This window comes from Novosphingobium sp. (assembly GCF_039595395.1).
Taxonomy (GTDB): Bacteria; Pseudomonadota; Alphaproteobacteria; order Sphingomonadales; family Sphingomonadaceae; genus Novosphingobium.
Window position 1 is genome coordinate 237,963 of sequence record NZ_JBCNLP010000001.1, and the last position, 14,294, is coordinate 252,256.

A 14,294-nucleotide genomic window follows, 5' to 3' on the forward strand; every position below is an offset into this window, starting at 1 on the left:
TCCGCCCGTCGCTGTTTCGCGTGAGGCGGAAAGGCGGTGGGCGGCATGAAGGAAGAAGCAGTTACCATGAGCGAGCGTTTCGAAGCCAACACCGCTGACACCCATTGGCAGCGCGTGTGGGACGAGGCCCAGTCCTTCAAGGCCGACGACAGCTCGCCCAAGCCGCGCAGCTATGTGCTTGAGATGTTTCCCTATCCTTCGGGGCGCATCCATATCGGCCATGTGCGCAACTACACGATGGGCGACGTGCTGGCCCGCTACAAGCGGATGCAGGGCTTCGAGGTGCTGCACCCCATGGGCTGGGACGCATTCGGCATGCCCGCCGAGAATGCCGCCATGGAAAAGGGGGTCCACCCCGGCGGCTGGACGCGCGACAACATCGCCAACATGAAGGCGCAGCTGAAGCGCCTTGGCTTCGCGCTCGACTGGAGCCGCGAGCTGGCGACCTGCGAGCCCGACTATTACGGGCAGGAGCAGGCGCTGTTCCTCGATCTCTATGCCGCAGGGCTGGTCTACCGCAAGGAATCAACGGTCAACTGGGACCCGATCGATCAGACCGTGCTGGCCAACGAACAGGTGATCGACGGGCGCGGCTGGCGCAGCGGCGCGATGGTCGAGAAGCGCAAGCTCTCGCAGTGGTTCCTCAAGATCACCGATTTCGCCGATGAACTGCTCGAAGGTCTGGGCTCGCTGGAGCATTGGCCCGAGAAGGTGAAGCTGATGCAGGAGAACTGGATCGGCAAGAGCCAGGGCCTGCAGTTCAGCTTCCACCTCTCGAACGGCGCCGGGCTGGATGTCTACACCACCCGCCCCGACACGATCTTTGGCGCCAGCTTTGTGGCCGTGGCTGCCGATCACCCGGTGGCGCAGGGCGTGGCCGAGCATAATGCGGACGCCGCTGCCTTTATCGAGCTGTGCAAGCAGGGCGGCACCACCGCCGCCGAGCTGGAAACCGCCGAAAAGCTGGGCTTCGACACCGGCATCACCGCGCGCCATCCCTTCACCGGGGCCGAGCTGCCGGTCTTCATCGCCAATTTCGTGCTGATGGAATACGGCACCGGCGCCGTGATGGCCGTGCCGGGGCATGACCAGCGTGATTTCGAATTCGCGACCAAGTACAATCTGCCGATCCTGCGCGTCGTCGCCGCCAGCGCCGATGAGGCCGACAAGCCCTTCGGCAAGGAAGCCGAGGCCGGTGACGGCATTCTGGTGAACTCGGACTTCCTCAACGGCCTGTCCGTGGCCGAGGCGAAGAAGACGATCATCGCGCGCCTCGAAGCCAATGGCTCGGGCGAGGGCAAGACCGTGTGGCGCCTGCGCGACTGGGGCGTTTCGCGCCAGCGCTATTGGGGCACGCCGATCCCCTTCATCCATTGCGAGATCTGCGGCGTCGTCCCCGTGCCCAAGAAGCAGCTGCCGGTGGTGCTGCCGGAGGATGTGGATTTCGCCACGCCGGGCAATCCGCTGGCGCGCCACGCCACCTGGAAGCATGTCGACTGCCCGCAATGCGGCAAGCCCGCGCGGCGCGAGACCGACACGCTGGACACCTTTGTGGATTCGAGCTGGTACTTCCTGCGCTTTGCCAGCCAGCCCAGCGATGCGCCCTTCGATCCGGCCGAGATCGCCCGCTGGCTGCCCGTCGGCCAGTATATCGGCGGCATCGAGCATGCGATCCTGCATCTGCTCTACGCCCGTTTCTGGACCCGCGCCCTCTCGCGCATCGGCAAGATCGAGGTGAAGGAGCCCTTCGCCAGCCTGTTCACGCAGGGCATGGTGACGCATGAGACCTACAGCCGCGTCGATCCCGCCAATGGCCAGCCCGTGTGGTTCAGCCCCGGCGAGGTGGAGCGCAGCGGCGATGGCGCCACGCTGAAGGCGGATGGCGCTCCGGTTGAGATCGGCCGCGTCATCAAGATGTCGAAGTCGAAGAAGAACGTGGTCGATCCCGATGAGATCGTCGCGACCTACGGCGCTGACGCGATCCGCTGGTTCATGCTCTCCGACAGCCCGCCCGAACGCGATCTGCCCTGGAGCGAGGCCGGCATCGAGGGCTGCGCGCGCTTCGTGCAGCGCCTGTGGCGTCTGTTCGGCCAGTTCGATGCCAGCGCCTCGGGCGAGGACAAGGCGGTGGAGCGCAAGATCCACCAGACCGTCCATGCCGCCGCGCAGGACATCGAATCGCTGGGCTTCAACAAGGCCGTGGCGCGCATCTACGAACTGACCGGCGTGGTGGAAAAGGCAGCGCCCAGCGCCAGCCGCAACAATGGCATCAAGGCCGTGCTGCTGCTGATCGCCCCGATGATGCCGCATCTGGCCGAAGAGGCCTGGGCCAAGATCGGTGAGGGCCTGATCGCCGATGCGGCATGGCCCGAAGTCGATCCGGCGCTGCTGGTCGATGATGAGGTCACCGTGGCCATTCAGGTCAAGGGCAAGCTGCGCGACACCGTCACCGTGGCCAAGGGCACCTCGAAGGAGGAGCTGGAAAGGCTGGCGCGGGCATCGGAAAAGGTGCAGCGTGCGCTGGAAGGCGCCGAGATTAAGAAGGTGATCGTGGTGCCCGACCGTCTCGTCAATCTGGTGGCCTGAACCTTATGAAGCGCTTTCTGGCTCTCGCCCTGATCGCCGCGCCGCTGCTGGGCGGCTGCGGGCTGCACCCGCTCTATGAGGGCGGCAGCCATGCGGCGGTCTCGCAGGGGCTGGACGATGTTGATGTGCCCGCCATTGCCGGGCAGCAGGGCTGGCTGATGCGCAATGCGCTCAACGACCGCATGCATCCCACCGGCAACCGTGAGGGCACCAAGCGCTTCCGCCTCGATGTGCGGCTGGATGACAAGCTGGAGGGTCTCGGCCTGCTCGCCAACGATACGGTGGGCCGCGAAAGGCGCACCCTGCGCGCGCGTTACCAGTTGGTCGATACCTCTTCGGGCGAGATCCTGCTCGATGCCACCGCCGGTTCGGACGCGGGCATCGATGTGGTCTCCAGCGAATATGCCACCGTCGCCGCCGAGCAGAGCGCGTTGGAGAACCTGACTCGCGTGGTGGCGGACCGAATTGTCACCACATTGGCGATTCGTCTGCGCAAGGGCGATGTGGGCGCCGCCGGCGGTGCCGCGCCCGACAAGGACAGCCCCGCCCCCGAACGCCAGCGCTGAGCGCGCGATGAAGCTGACCCAGAAGGACTTTGCCGCTCAGGCCGCCAGAGCGGCACGCGACTGTTCGGTGTTCTTCTTCTGCGGTTCGGATGAGGCCAGCGTGCAGGATGCCGCCACCCGCATCCTCTCGCTGCTGCCCGACCCCGGCGAAAGGGTCGAGTTCACCGGCGCCGAATTACGCCGCGATGCAGCAAAACTGGGCGATGAGGCCCGCTCGACCTCGCTGTTCGGCGACCGGCGCTATCTCTGGGTCCGCGCCTCGGGCGATGAGGCGCATGATGCGCTTGAGGTGCTGGTGGGCGGTGAGCGGCTGTGGCCGGTGATCGTTCAGGCGCCCGGCGCCACCGACAAGGGCAAATGCGCGAAGCTTCTGGAGAAGCGCGACGATGCCGTGGTGGCGATGTTCTATCCGCCCGATCTGCGCTCCGTCACCGCATCGGTTCGCGGCATGGCCAGCGCGGCGGGTTTGCGGATGGCCAACGATCTGGCCGAGCGAATCGCCGCTGCCAGCGGGCTCGACACGCGATTGGCCCAGTCGGAAGTGACCAAACTGGCACTCTATCTCGACGCCAGCCCCGAAAGGCCGCGCGATGCGGACATGGCCGCCTTCGCCGCCATCGGCGCTGCCACCGAGGATGACGGGCTCAACCCTGTGGTTAACGCCGTGCTGGGCGGCGACGTCGCGCGGCTGGGTCCGGAACTCAAGCGGATGGCCGAAGTGGGCCTTAATGCGGTGGGCGTTTTGCTGGCGATCGAGCGTCGCGCCTCGCAATTGGCGGGGCTTGCGGCGCGTATGGGGCCGCGCGGAGACGCGCGTTCCTTCATCGAAGCGGAAAAATCCGCCCGCCGCGTGTTCTGGAAGGATGCCGACGATCTGACCCGCCAGCTCTCGCGCTGGCAAGGGCCCGCACTGGAACGTCTGGTCGACAGACTGTTGATTCTCCATCGACAATTATTAACAAACAGTCAGCAAGCAGACCTTTTGCTGGCGCAAGGACTGGCTGAAATTACCCGGGCTGCTGCCCGAAAGCGATGAGCCGCTTTCTAGCTGCGACATGTTTTTACATTTGTTGCGCTTCCTTCTTGCTGCATTGCAACCAAACCAGTATTGTCACTTAAGAACGGCCGGGGGGCAGTTTTGCTATCCCGACCAGCATTGCCTCTTTTTGCGGCCCACTTTTGTGCGAGCGGAGAGACTTGTGTCTGGAGCTTCGACAACGATGAATGCGCCTGTTGCACGTCTTGGAGGTTCATTGCGCAAACGCGCAAAGGCGCGCGCACGCGCCGCGCGCATGCCTCTGATGCCCTCGCTGCAGCGGCGGCGCCTGCAATGCTACGGCTTGCTGATGATCGCGGATATGGCCGCGCTCTTTGTCGGCTTCGCGGCCACGGGCTATGCCTACAACATGCGAATTGGGTTCAGCGAATCTCTTCTTCTCGCCCAATTGGTTCTTCCGGTCTTCCTGACCGTTGCGCTCTACAATGATGGCTATTCGATCAAGGCCCTGCGCAGCACCGAACGCAGCGTCACCTCGGCGCTGATGGCCCTGCTGGTGTCGGCGGCGGTGGTGCTGTTCATCACCTTCTACGCGCGCAATTCGCAGGAATATTCGCGCGTCGGCTTCACGCTGGGCGTGGTGGCCAGCGCCCTGACGCTGAGCTGGGAACGCCTGCAGATGCGCCGCATGATCCGCTGGCGCTGCGGCTCCTCGGTGATCAACGAGCTGGTGATCGACGATGACGGCCCGGCGATCAGCCTGCCCGGCGCCTATCACGTCTCGGCCCGCAGCTTCAATCTGGAGCCCTCGCTGAGCGATCCTGCCGCGCTGGACCGCATCGGACTGGTGATGCGTAACGCCGATCGCGTGATCGTCAGCGCCCCGCCCGAGCGCCGCGTGGAATGGAGCATCATCCTGAAAGGCGCCAATGTCGCCGGTGAGGTGATCGACGATACCGTGATGCGCCTGGGTGCCAATGGTGCGCGTCTGGCGGCCGGTCATGGCATGCTTCAGGTCTCGGTCGGCCCGCTGGGGCTGCGCAGCCGGATCACCAAGCGCCTGCTTGACGTCTGTGTGGCGGGCGCGGCGGTGCTGGCGCTCTCGCCGCTGCTGCTCGCTGTCGCTCTGGCGGTGAAGCTGGAGGATGGCGGCCCGATCTTCTTCTTCCAGCGGCGTGTGGGGCGCGGCAACCGCTTCTTCCCGATCATGAAGTTCCGCTCGATGACGGAGAACAAGGTCGGCAAGGATGGCGGTCAGTCGGCCTCCAAGGACGACAAGCGCGTCACCCGCATCGGCAAGTTCATCCGCTCGACCTCGATCGACGAGCTGCCGCAGCTCTTCAACGTGCTGCGCGGGGATATGAGCCTGGTCGGCCCGCGCCCTCACGCCACGGGGTCGCTGGCGGGTGACAAGCTGTTCTGGGAAGTGGATGCGCGTTACTGGCAGCGCCATGCCTTGAAGCCCGGTCTGACGGGGCTGGCGCAGATCCGCGGCCTGCGCGGAGCGACGGATCGTGAGGAGGACCTGTCCGGCCGTCTGAACGCCGATCTGGAGTATCTGGCGGGCTGGTCGCTGTGGCGCGATATGTGGATCATTATGGCCACCTTCCGGGTGCTGGTGCACGATAAGGCCTATTGAGCGGGTTTAGGCAGGAAGAGAGAATGCGAGGGTGTTACACCCTCGCGCTCCCTTTAATGTCTGCGTTGCGTATAGGGTTCGGCCAAGGCGCCAAGGTTGCAGCGCCGCAGGCTTTAAAACGCCCAGCACAGTTGCTGTATCATCGATACACTGCCTGCGGCGCCTTATGCCGCGCAGGTGGAGAGTTCAGGCGCAACGATCGGGTGCCACTGCGTTTTCGTCGGAAGACGTCATGGGAGCGCGAGGGGGTAACCCCCTCGCACCTTCCTTTTAAACCCCTTACACCAAAGCCAACCGATCCCCATCCGCCCGCTGAAAGCTGTCGACGTTTGCAGCTTCCCACCAGCGGCGCAGTTGCGGATCTTCGCTGCCCGCGACCAGTTCTCCAGGCCGGGCAAAGGCGTAGATTTCATCCAGCTGCCGCATCTCGGCGACATTGATCCTCTGGCGCAGATGCGATGGCCGCAGATCGGATGGGCTGTTGAGCCCGCTCGCCACGATGATCTCATGCAGGGCCCGCAATGTGGTGCCATGGAAGCGCGCCACACGCTCGGCCTTTTCCGGCACCACCAACCCGCGCTGGCGGGCCGCCGACTGGGTGGCGATGCCCGTGGGGCAATTGCCGGTATGGCACTTGAGCGACTGGATGCAGCCGATCGAGAACATGAAGGCACGCGCGGCGTTGCACCAGTCGGCGCCCAGAGCGGCGTTCACCGCGATGGAGGCGCCGGAGGTGACCTTGCCGCTGGCCGCCAGCCTCACCTGTCCCTTCAACCCGGCGCCGACCAGCGCATTGCGCGCCAGCACGAGGCCCTCGCGCAGAGGCATGCCCATCTTGTCGGAGAGCTCCTTGGGGGCGGCGCCGGTGCCGCCCTCGGCGCCGTCGATCACCATGAAGTCCAGCGTGATGCCGGTCGCCAGCATGGCCTTGGCGATGGCGAACAGTTCGTGCGGCAGGCCGACGCAGAGCTTGATTCCCACCGGCTTGCCGCCTGACAACTCGCGCAGTTTCGCGGCGAATTCCACCAGCTCGCGCGGGGTGGAAAAGGCGCTGTGGCGCGGGGGCGAGACGCAATCCTCGCCCATCGGCACGCCGCGGGTGGCGGCGATTTCAGGCGTCACCTTGGCGGCGGGCAGCACGCCGCCATGGCCGGGCTTGGCGCCTTGCGAGAGTTTCAGCTCGATCATCTTGACCGAGGGATGCGCCGCATGGTCGGCGAACATCACCGGATCGAAATGGCCCGATTTGTCGCGGCAGCCGAAATAACCCGAGGCCACCTGCCAGCACACATCGCCGCCATGCTTGAGGTGATAGGGCGACATCGAGCCCTCGCCCGTATCGTGATAGCAGCCCGCCAGCTTGGCGCCCAGATTCAGCGCCTCGATGGCATGGGCGCCCAGCGCGCCGAAGCTCATCGCCGAAACATTCAGGCGCGAGGCGGAATAGGGCTGCGAGCATTGGTCCGATCCCACCTTCACCCGCATATCGGGATCGGCATCGGGGTTGGGGGCCATGGAGTGCGCCAGCCATTCATACTCATCGGAATAGACGTCGAGCTGGGTGCCGAAGGGGTGGGCGTCCGCCGTGCCATGGGCGCGGGCATAGACCAGATCGCGCTCCTCATGGGTGAAGGGGCGGCCATCGAGATCGCCCTCGACCAGATAGGCGCGCGAGAAGGGGCGCAGCGATTCAAACAGCCAGCGAAACCGCGCCGCGCCGGGATAGTTGCGTCGCAGACTGTGCGAGCGCTGTGTGAGATCCGCCAAAGCCAAAGCCAGCATCGGCAGCCCCGCCACCAGCAGCCACAGCCAGTCGCTCGATCCGGAGAGGATCTTGCCGATCACCCCGCCCGCGCAGAGCGCCCCCCCGGCCCACAGCACGACATTGCGCCGCCATGGCTCATCACGGAACAGGGCCATGGCGAGGGGAATCGGCGAGCGGCCCGGAGTGGGCGTGGCGGCATCGGTCATCGCAGTCTCCACCCCCGGCGGGTTTGGAGCGGGTCGCCGGGTTTAGGCGGTTAGGTCGCGCTTGTGCCTGCCCATGTAAAGCGAAATTGGCCCCCTCTCCGACCATGGGACGGGAAGGGGAACCAAGGTCCGGGCTTCAAAAACCGATATGCAGCCGCGCACCCAGCACATTGGCCGGGCCACGGTCGCGGTTGTAGCCGGGGTTGGCGATATGCTGGAAATCCACCGTCGCGCTGGCCCAACTGACCGGGCGATAGGTGTAATAGGCCTCCAGAATGCGCTCATCGCCGGGGTGAGGCAGGGCGCCATCGCCCACCAGCACGCCGATGCCGCCCGCCGCCAGATAGCGCTGGAAGCTCTGCGAAATGGCATTGTTCACAAAGGCCAGCGCGAAAGTGTCCTGCGCCCGGCCCCAGCCCTTGCCCTTCAACGCGCCGCCAAAGGCCACGGTGCGGTCGATGTCGGTGAAATCATAGGTCTCGATCGCGCCATTGGTGGTGCCCGCGCGCAGGAAGACGCCGAGGTTGGCGGTCAGGCTCTGCTCGGCGTTCATCGAGATGCCGGCGCGGTTCTGCATGCGGCGCACCGGGGCCAGATCGACATCGCCGCCGGTGGTGCGGGCGAGTGCCACGGCATCGTCATAGCGCGCGAACATGCCCCGGTTGCGGAAGCCGGTCACGCGCACCGCGCCGGGCTGGCCGAACAGCGTGTGGCGGTGCTCGATTTCGGCGACGATCTCGTTCTGGCGCAGATTGGTGCCCAGCTCCTCGCTGTTGGGCTGCTTGGAGAGGGTGTAGAGCCCGCCGCGCAGCGTCCAGTCGCCCTGATACCACTCCACCGCCGCGCCATAGGTGTAGCCCCAGGCGTTGGCCGCGTAATCGAAGCTGCCGGTGTCCACCAGCGACCAGTTCAGGAAATCGCCGCGCGGATCATGGGCATAGGCGTTGGTGTCGAACACATCGCCCACGCCCATCTTGCCCGCCGTGATGACGATGCGGTTCGCCGTGGTGGTGGTGCGCAACTGGTTGGCGGCGGCGTCCAGCGTGACGGCCTTGCCGCCCAGCGCGATGGTCTGGCGCAGGAAGAGGCGCTGCAGCTTGAAGTAGGGGTTGTTCTTGCCGACCTTATAGGCCTCGGCGCTGGGAAAGCCGCCCGCGCCCAGCGTGTTCGACAGGCCGAAACCCTGATCGATCTCGGGATTGACCCAGAGTTCCGCGCCCTTCCAAGGCCGCACGCCCAGATAGAGCGTGGCGTCCACCGTCTCCTCGGTGTCATGCGGGTGCAGGCTGTTGTCGCCGGTGTAGGGCGAGGCAAAGCCCTTCACGCCCTGCACCACCAGCGTCGCCTGACCATGCACGGCATAGGTCTGATCGGGCTTGGCATCAGCGGACTGATCCGAAGCGGGGGCATCGGCGGTTTGGGCGGCGGCAAAAGGCACGGGCAAGGCGCCCAGCACGGCAAGCGAAACAAGAGGACGCAGGATCGAACGGGCCATGGAAATCTCCCCCAGCGGCGCTTGGCATGGCAATGTGACAATTCCGACAGCCGCTTCACCGGAAAACTGCGGGGAAGCGGGCGCACAGTCGGTCTGGACGGCGTGCGCCCTATACCCTAGGGGGGTATAGTATCAACCCCTCTTTTTTAGAGATTTCTTATGACCCACGTCGCCGCTGAAAAGCAGAAGCTGCTCAACCGCCTGAAGCGCCTGCGCGGCCAGATCGACGCGCTGGAACGCGCGGTGGAGGCCGATGTGGAATGCGCCCGCGTGCTGCAGCAGGCCACGGCCTGCCGGGGGGCGCTGGAGGGCTTTATCGTCGAGGTGATCGAGGACCATATCCGCGAACATATGGTCGATCCCGCCTTGCCCTCCGCCGATCCGCGCGCTCAGGCGGCAGAAGAGCTGGTGGCGATCCTGCGCTCTTACCTGCGCTGATGATTGTTTGAAAATCCGGCGAAAGAGCCGGATTTTGCGGGCTGGTATGCTCCCCCCGCCCGATTCTGGCTCCGTTCCGGTGGCATCGCCATGCCGCGCGGCGCGGCGCATGGCTTATGCTGCGTGCGGAAAGGGACGGCGCGCATCATGGTCATGGCGATCTTCTGGCTGCTGTGGGGCATCGCGGCGATCGGCTCGCTGCGCTGGATCACCTATCTGTTCTTCGGCAGCATCGCTTTTGGCGCCATGAACACGCTGCCCGGCGGCATCAACCTGCTGCCCGCCACCGCCTGCGTACCGCTGCTGGTGTGGCGCATGCTGTGCGCGGGGCCGGAGTGGGGCGCCGGGCCGGGGCAGGTGGTGGATGCCATGCTCAACTGGCGCCGGCTGGGGCTGCTGACGGCCTATAGCCTGATCACGCTGGTCGTCACCTGCACCGCGCCACGCCTCTTTGCCGGCGTGCCCATCGTGGAGCTGAACACGCTGCGCCAGGGACGGCTGCATTTCGGCCCCACCAACATCACCCAGGTCTGCTATATGCTGGGCAGCTATGGCATCACGCTAGCCACCTGCATCATGGTGCAGAGCCGCGAGGGCCGCCGCCTGCTGGCCGAGGGGCTGCAGGTCGGCGCGCTGGTGCTGATCGTCACGGGCGCGGTGGATGCCACTTTGGGCAGCGCGCCGCTTTCCGTGTTCAAGACCGCCAAATACGGGCTGATCCTCGACGCGGCCTTTGACGATATCGGCGTGCGCCGTGTGGTCGGCGTGTTCAGCGAGGCCTCGGCCTATGGCGCGGCGACTCTGGCGCTGGCGGCCTGCCTGATCTTTATCCGCCCCGCGCGCGAATTCGGCGGGCTGCTGGCGATGCTGGACATCGTGCTGGGGTTGGGGCTGGAACTGATGACCTATCTCTCCACCTCCAGCGGCGCGGTGGCGGGGCTAGGGCTGATGGTGGTGGCGCAGCTATGGTTCATGCTCTCCTCCTCACTGGCCAGCGCCGACCGGGGCGAGCGCGTGCAGGCCCAAGTCGAGGTGCTGGCCGCGCTGGTGGTGCTGGCGGCGGTGGCGATCTACCTCATCATGGCGCCCGATATTCTGGGGCGGCTTTACGATGTGATCGACCGGCTGGTGCTCAAGAAGGGCGAGAGCGCCTCCTACATCGAGCGCAGCGGCTGGACGCGCGACACCTTCCATGCCGTGATGATGACCTGGGGCTATGGCATCGGCGCCGGGGCCTCGCGCGCGTCGAACTGGGCGGTGGCGGTGCTGGCGGCCTCGGGCGTGGTGGGGGCCGCGCTGATGGGGGGCTTCTTCTTGCGCTGCATGCTGGCGGCGCTGCCCGCCGGAGGGCCGGGCCTGCCGCTGGCGAGCATGGGGCGGGGCGGACGCTATGCGCTGGCGGTCGCGATGATCCCGGCGATGGGGGCGGCCACCACCGCCGATTACGGGGCGGTGATCGCGGTCATTCTCGCCATCACCGCCGCCGCGCCCATGGCCATGCCGGAGCAGGAGGAACCGCCGCAGATCCGCATCATGCGCGCGCCGGGCGGGCGAGGGCGCTTTGGCCCCTTTCCCTCCCCGGCGGATCAGGCGCGGGCGGTGCCGGGGTTTGTGGCATCATCCTCTCAACCTGCGCTGCCGCTGCCCGCCATGGAGGAGCCGATGGTGGTGCAGTCTTTGGACCACAGGCCCGTGGATCAGTCCTTGCGGTCTTTCTGACACGCACCATCCTTGCGCCACGCATAGACATGCACATAGCTGACCAGCAGCACCGACGGGTCGGGCGTATGGTCGATCGGATAGCCTGACCCCAGTGCCAGATTGACCAGCGGAAACATCGGCCGGTTCAGCTCCGGCGGCAGAGGTTGCTGCCACACCGCGCGCCGGTCCAGATAATAGGTGATCCCCTCGGGCAGGATGCTGATGCCATAGGTGTGAAAGCCCTGCACCAAGGCGCCATCGGGCACGGGAATCGCCTTGTTGCCGCCCACCGCCTTGTGGCCGTACCACACCAGCTTGCCCGTCTGAAAAGCCTTGGGATTGTGGCCGTAATACTCGATGGCATCCACCTCCACCGAGGGCGTGCCGTCATCGACGTTATGCAGCGTCTGCAGCCAGAAGGCCGGCCATGTGCCCGGCCCCGGCGGCAGTTGCATCCGCGCCTCGAAATAGCCAAAGCGCACGCCATGCCCGCGCCCCTGCGCATCCGCCGCCGCGATCAGCCCGGAGCGCCAGCGCCCGTCCTTGCCCTTGCGCGCGGTGATATGCAGCACGCCCCTGTCCACGGAAAATGGACCGTCCGGGCCGGGATCGCTGAAGGCCGCATCGCCGAAATCGCCGTTCCATGGGGTGTGCGCGATCCAGTCGGCTTGCTCCAGACTGCGCGAGGCGATCCGGAACTTGCGGAAATCCTCCATGAAGGAAGGGCAGAACTGCGAGAGGTCCAGCGTCCGCATATCCGCTGCAGGCGCCGGGGCGACCAAAGCAGAACCGGCCAGTGCGAGTCCCAATGTTCGGATCATGATCGCCTTACCTCCGTGGCGATCATAGGTCAGTTAGAGGGGAGCAGGTGAGGATCTGGGTCGGTTTTGGAGGGAGTCAGGAAAAGGAAATGCGAGGGGGTTACCCCCTCGCGCTCCCATAACGTCTTCCGACGAGAGGGCAGTGGTGCCCGATCCTTGTGTCCGGACTATCCACCGGCGCAACATGGGGCGCCGCAGGCAGGAAAACATGGCGCCTGATCTGTCGTTTCATGCCTGCGGCGCGGCAAACCGGGCGCAAGGCTGAACCCGATGCGCCTACGCAGACATTAAAGGGAGCGCGAGGGCGATGGCCCTCGCATCTTCTCTTCTTCAAACCCCCAAAACAAACCCGTTCCATCCCTTCACGGTACGGATCACGAAGCTGGAATGCATCGCGCTCACTCCGGGCAGACGCGCCAGACACTCCCGATGCAGCCGGTCAAAATCGGCCATATCGCGCGCCGCCGTGCGCAACCGGTAATCCGCCGTGCCTGACAGCAGATGGCATTCCAGAATATCGGGAAAATCGCCCACGGCGCGTTCGAAACGCTCCATGGCCTCGCGGCTCTGGCTGACCAGCGTGATGTCGATCAGCACATGGAGGCCGATGCCGACCTTGGCCGCATCCACCCGCGCGCCATAGCCGCGGATGATGCCTGAATCCTCCAGCGCCTTGATGCGGCGGTGGCAGGCCGAGGGGGAGAGGCCGATCTTTTCGGCCAGCACCGAGATGGAGGCCTGAGAGTCCTCCTGCAGCACTTCCAACAGGCGGCGGTCGATACGATCCATGGTGAAAAATCCTGCTTAACGCGGCCGGGGAGGATAAAATCCCGAAATTTGCCCTGCAATGGGAAAAATTTCGGAAAACATGCCGGGGTGGGGCGTTTAGTCTGGGCTCAACAGACAGCTTGGGAGAGCACCATGATCGTCGGCACCGTCAAGGAAATCAAAAACCACGAATATCGCGTCGGCCTCACGCCCGAGAGCGTGCATGAGCTGACCGCGCACGGCCATCGCGTGCTGGTGGAAAGCGGCGCGGGTCTGGGCATCGGCGCCAGCGATGAGGCCTATGCCGAGGCGGGGGCCGAGTTGGTCGCCACGGCCGCCGACATCTTCGCGAAGGCCGAGATGATCGTGAAGGTGAAGGAGCCTCAGCCCGTCGAGCGCGCCATGCTGCGCGAGGGGCAGATCCTCTACACCTATCTCCACCTCGCCCCCGATCCCGAGCAGACGAAGGATCTGGTCAAGTCGGGCGCGGTGTGCATCGCCTATGAAACCGTGACGGATGATTTTGGCGGTCTGCCGCTGCTGAAACCGATGAGTCAGGTTGCGGGCCGCATGTCGATTCAGGCCGGGGCCACCGCGCTGGAGAAGGCGCATGGCGGTCGCGGCGTGCTGCTGGGCGGCGTGCCGGGCGTGCTGCCGGGCAAGGTTGTGGTGATCGGCGGCGGTGTCGTGGGCTTCAACGCCGCGCAGATGGCGGTCGGCATGGGCGCGGATGTGACCATCCTTGATCGCAGCACGGTGGTGCTGGAGAAGCTGGCCACGCATTTCGGCGCCAGCGCCAAGACGCTCTATGCCAGCCGCGCCAATCTGGCGGCATCTGTCGCTCAGGCCGATCTGGTGATCGGCGCGGTGCTGGTGCCCGGCGCCGCCGCGCCCAAGCTGGTGAGCCGTGCCATGCTCTCCACCATGCAGCCCGGCGCGGTTCTGGTGGATGTCGCCATCGATCAGGGCGGCTGCTTTGAAACCAGCCACGCCACCACCCATGCCGAGCCGACCTATGTGGTCGATGGCATCGTGCATTATGCCGTGGCCAACATGCCTGGCGCCGTGGCGCGCACCAGCACCTATGCGCTGAACAATGCCACGCTGCCGCATGCTCTGGCGATCGCCAACCTCGGCTGGAAGGAGGCCCTGAAGCGCGACAGGCATCTGCTGGCGGGCCTCAACGTCTGGGCCGGCAAGGTGACTTATGAGGCCGTCGCCCGCGATCTGGGCTATGAACCGACCGCGCCGGAAGCTGCGCTGGCCTGAAACCACCGTCATTCGGGGTTGATGCGTGCAGCATTGGCCCCCA

Annotated in this window: 11 protein-coding genes; 7 read left to right on the plus strand and 4 right to left on the minus strand. The window is 65.6% G+C overall.

Annotation, left to right across the window (positions count from 1 at the left end; genetic code table 11):
- The first annotated feature begins 66 nt into the window (after window positions 1-66).
- From leuS to ABDW49_RS01230, 4 genes are all read left to right on the plus strand, one after another.
- Window positions 67-2,586 (plus strand): leucine--tRNA ligase, encoded by a 2,520-nt coding sequence (gene leuS, locus ABDW49_RS01215; protein WP_343609100.1) that lies wholly within the window; start codon window positions 67-69, stop codon window positions 2,584-2,586.
- 5 nt (window positions 2,587-2,591) lie between these two features.
- Window positions 2,592-3,152, plus strand: coding sequence for an LPS assembly lipoprotein LptE (gene lptE / locus ABDW49_RS01220; protein ID WP_343609101.1), 561 nt, complete (start codon window positions 2,592-2,594; stop codon window positions 3,150-3,152).
- Window positions 3,153-3,159: 7 nt separating this feature from the next.
- Entirely contained in the window at window positions 3,160-4,188 is a 1,029-nt protein-coding gene (gene holA, locus ABDW49_RS01225; RefSeq protein WP_343609102.1) for a DNA polymerase III subunit delta, read from the plus strand.
- 256 nt (window positions 4,189-4,444) lie between these two features.
- A complete protein-coding gene (locus ABDW49_RS01230; RefSeq protein WP_343609103.1) occupies window positions 4,445-5,788 on the plus strand; it encodes a sugar transferase in 1,344 nt (447 codons plus the stop codon).
- Window positions 5,789-6,067: 279 nt separating this feature from the next.
- Here ABDW49_RS01230 and ABDW49_RS01235 read toward each other — a convergent pair whose 3' ends face one another.
- On the minus strand, window positions 6,068-7,759 hold the full coding sequence (locus tag ABDW49_RS01235) for an FMN-binding glutamate synthase family protein (protein ID WP_343609104.1): 1,692 nt from the start codon (window positions 7,757-7,759) through the stop codon (window positions 6,068-6,070).
- Between the two features lie 136 nt (window positions 7,760-7,895).
- Complete coding sequence (locus ABDW49_RS01240; RefSeq protein ID WP_343609105.1) at window positions 7,896-9,254, minus strand: carbohydrate porin; 1,359 nt, start codon at window positions 9,252-9,254, stop codon at window positions 7,896-7,898.
- A 159-nt stretch (window positions 9,255-9,413) separates the two neighbouring features.
- Between ABDW49_RS01240 and ABDW49_RS01245 the strand changes: the two genes are divergently transcribed.
- Both ABDW49_RS01245 and ABDW49_RS01250 read left to right on the plus strand, forming a co-directional pair.
- Window positions 9,414-9,692, plus strand: a complete 279-nt coding sequence (locus ABDW49_RS01245; RefSeq protein WP_343609106.1) for a metal/formaldehyde-sensitive transcriptional repressor — start codon at window positions 9,414-9,416, stop codon at window positions 9,690-9,692.
- 147 nt (window positions 9,693-9,839) lie between these two features.
- Entirely contained in the window at window positions 9,840-11,411 is a 1,572-nt protein-coding gene (locus tag ABDW49_RS01250; protein ID WP_343609107.1) for a hypothetical protein, read from the plus strand.
- Here the strand turns inward: ABDW49_RS01250 and ABDW49_RS01255 are convergent.
- Both ABDW49_RS01255 and ABDW49_RS01260 read right to left on the minus strand, forming a co-directional pair.
- Window positions 11,390-12,214, minus strand: coding sequence for a glycoside hydrolase family 16 protein (locus tag ABDW49_RS01255; RefSeq protein WP_343609108.1), 825 nt, complete (start codon window positions 12,212-12,214; stop codon window positions 11,390-11,392). The genes ABDW49_RS01250 and ABDW49_RS01255 overlap by 22 nt on opposite strands.
- Window positions 12,215-12,544: 330 nt before the next feature.
- Window positions 12,545-13,003, minus strand: a complete 459-nt coding sequence (locus ABDW49_RS01260) for an Lrp/AsnC family transcriptional regulator (protein ID WP_343609109.1) — start codon at window positions 13,001-13,003, stop codon at window positions 12,545-12,547.
- 132 nt (window positions 13,004-13,135) lie between these two features.
- On the opposite strand from ABDW49_RS01260, the gene ald reads away from it, so the two are divergent.
- Window positions 13,136-14,251, plus strand: a complete 1,116-nt coding sequence (gene ald / locus ABDW49_RS01265) for an alanine dehydrogenase (RefSeq protein WP_343609110.1) — start codon at window positions 13,136-13,138, stop codon at window positions 14,249-14,251.
- The last annotated feature ends 43 nt before the right edge of the window (window positions 14,252-14,294 follow it).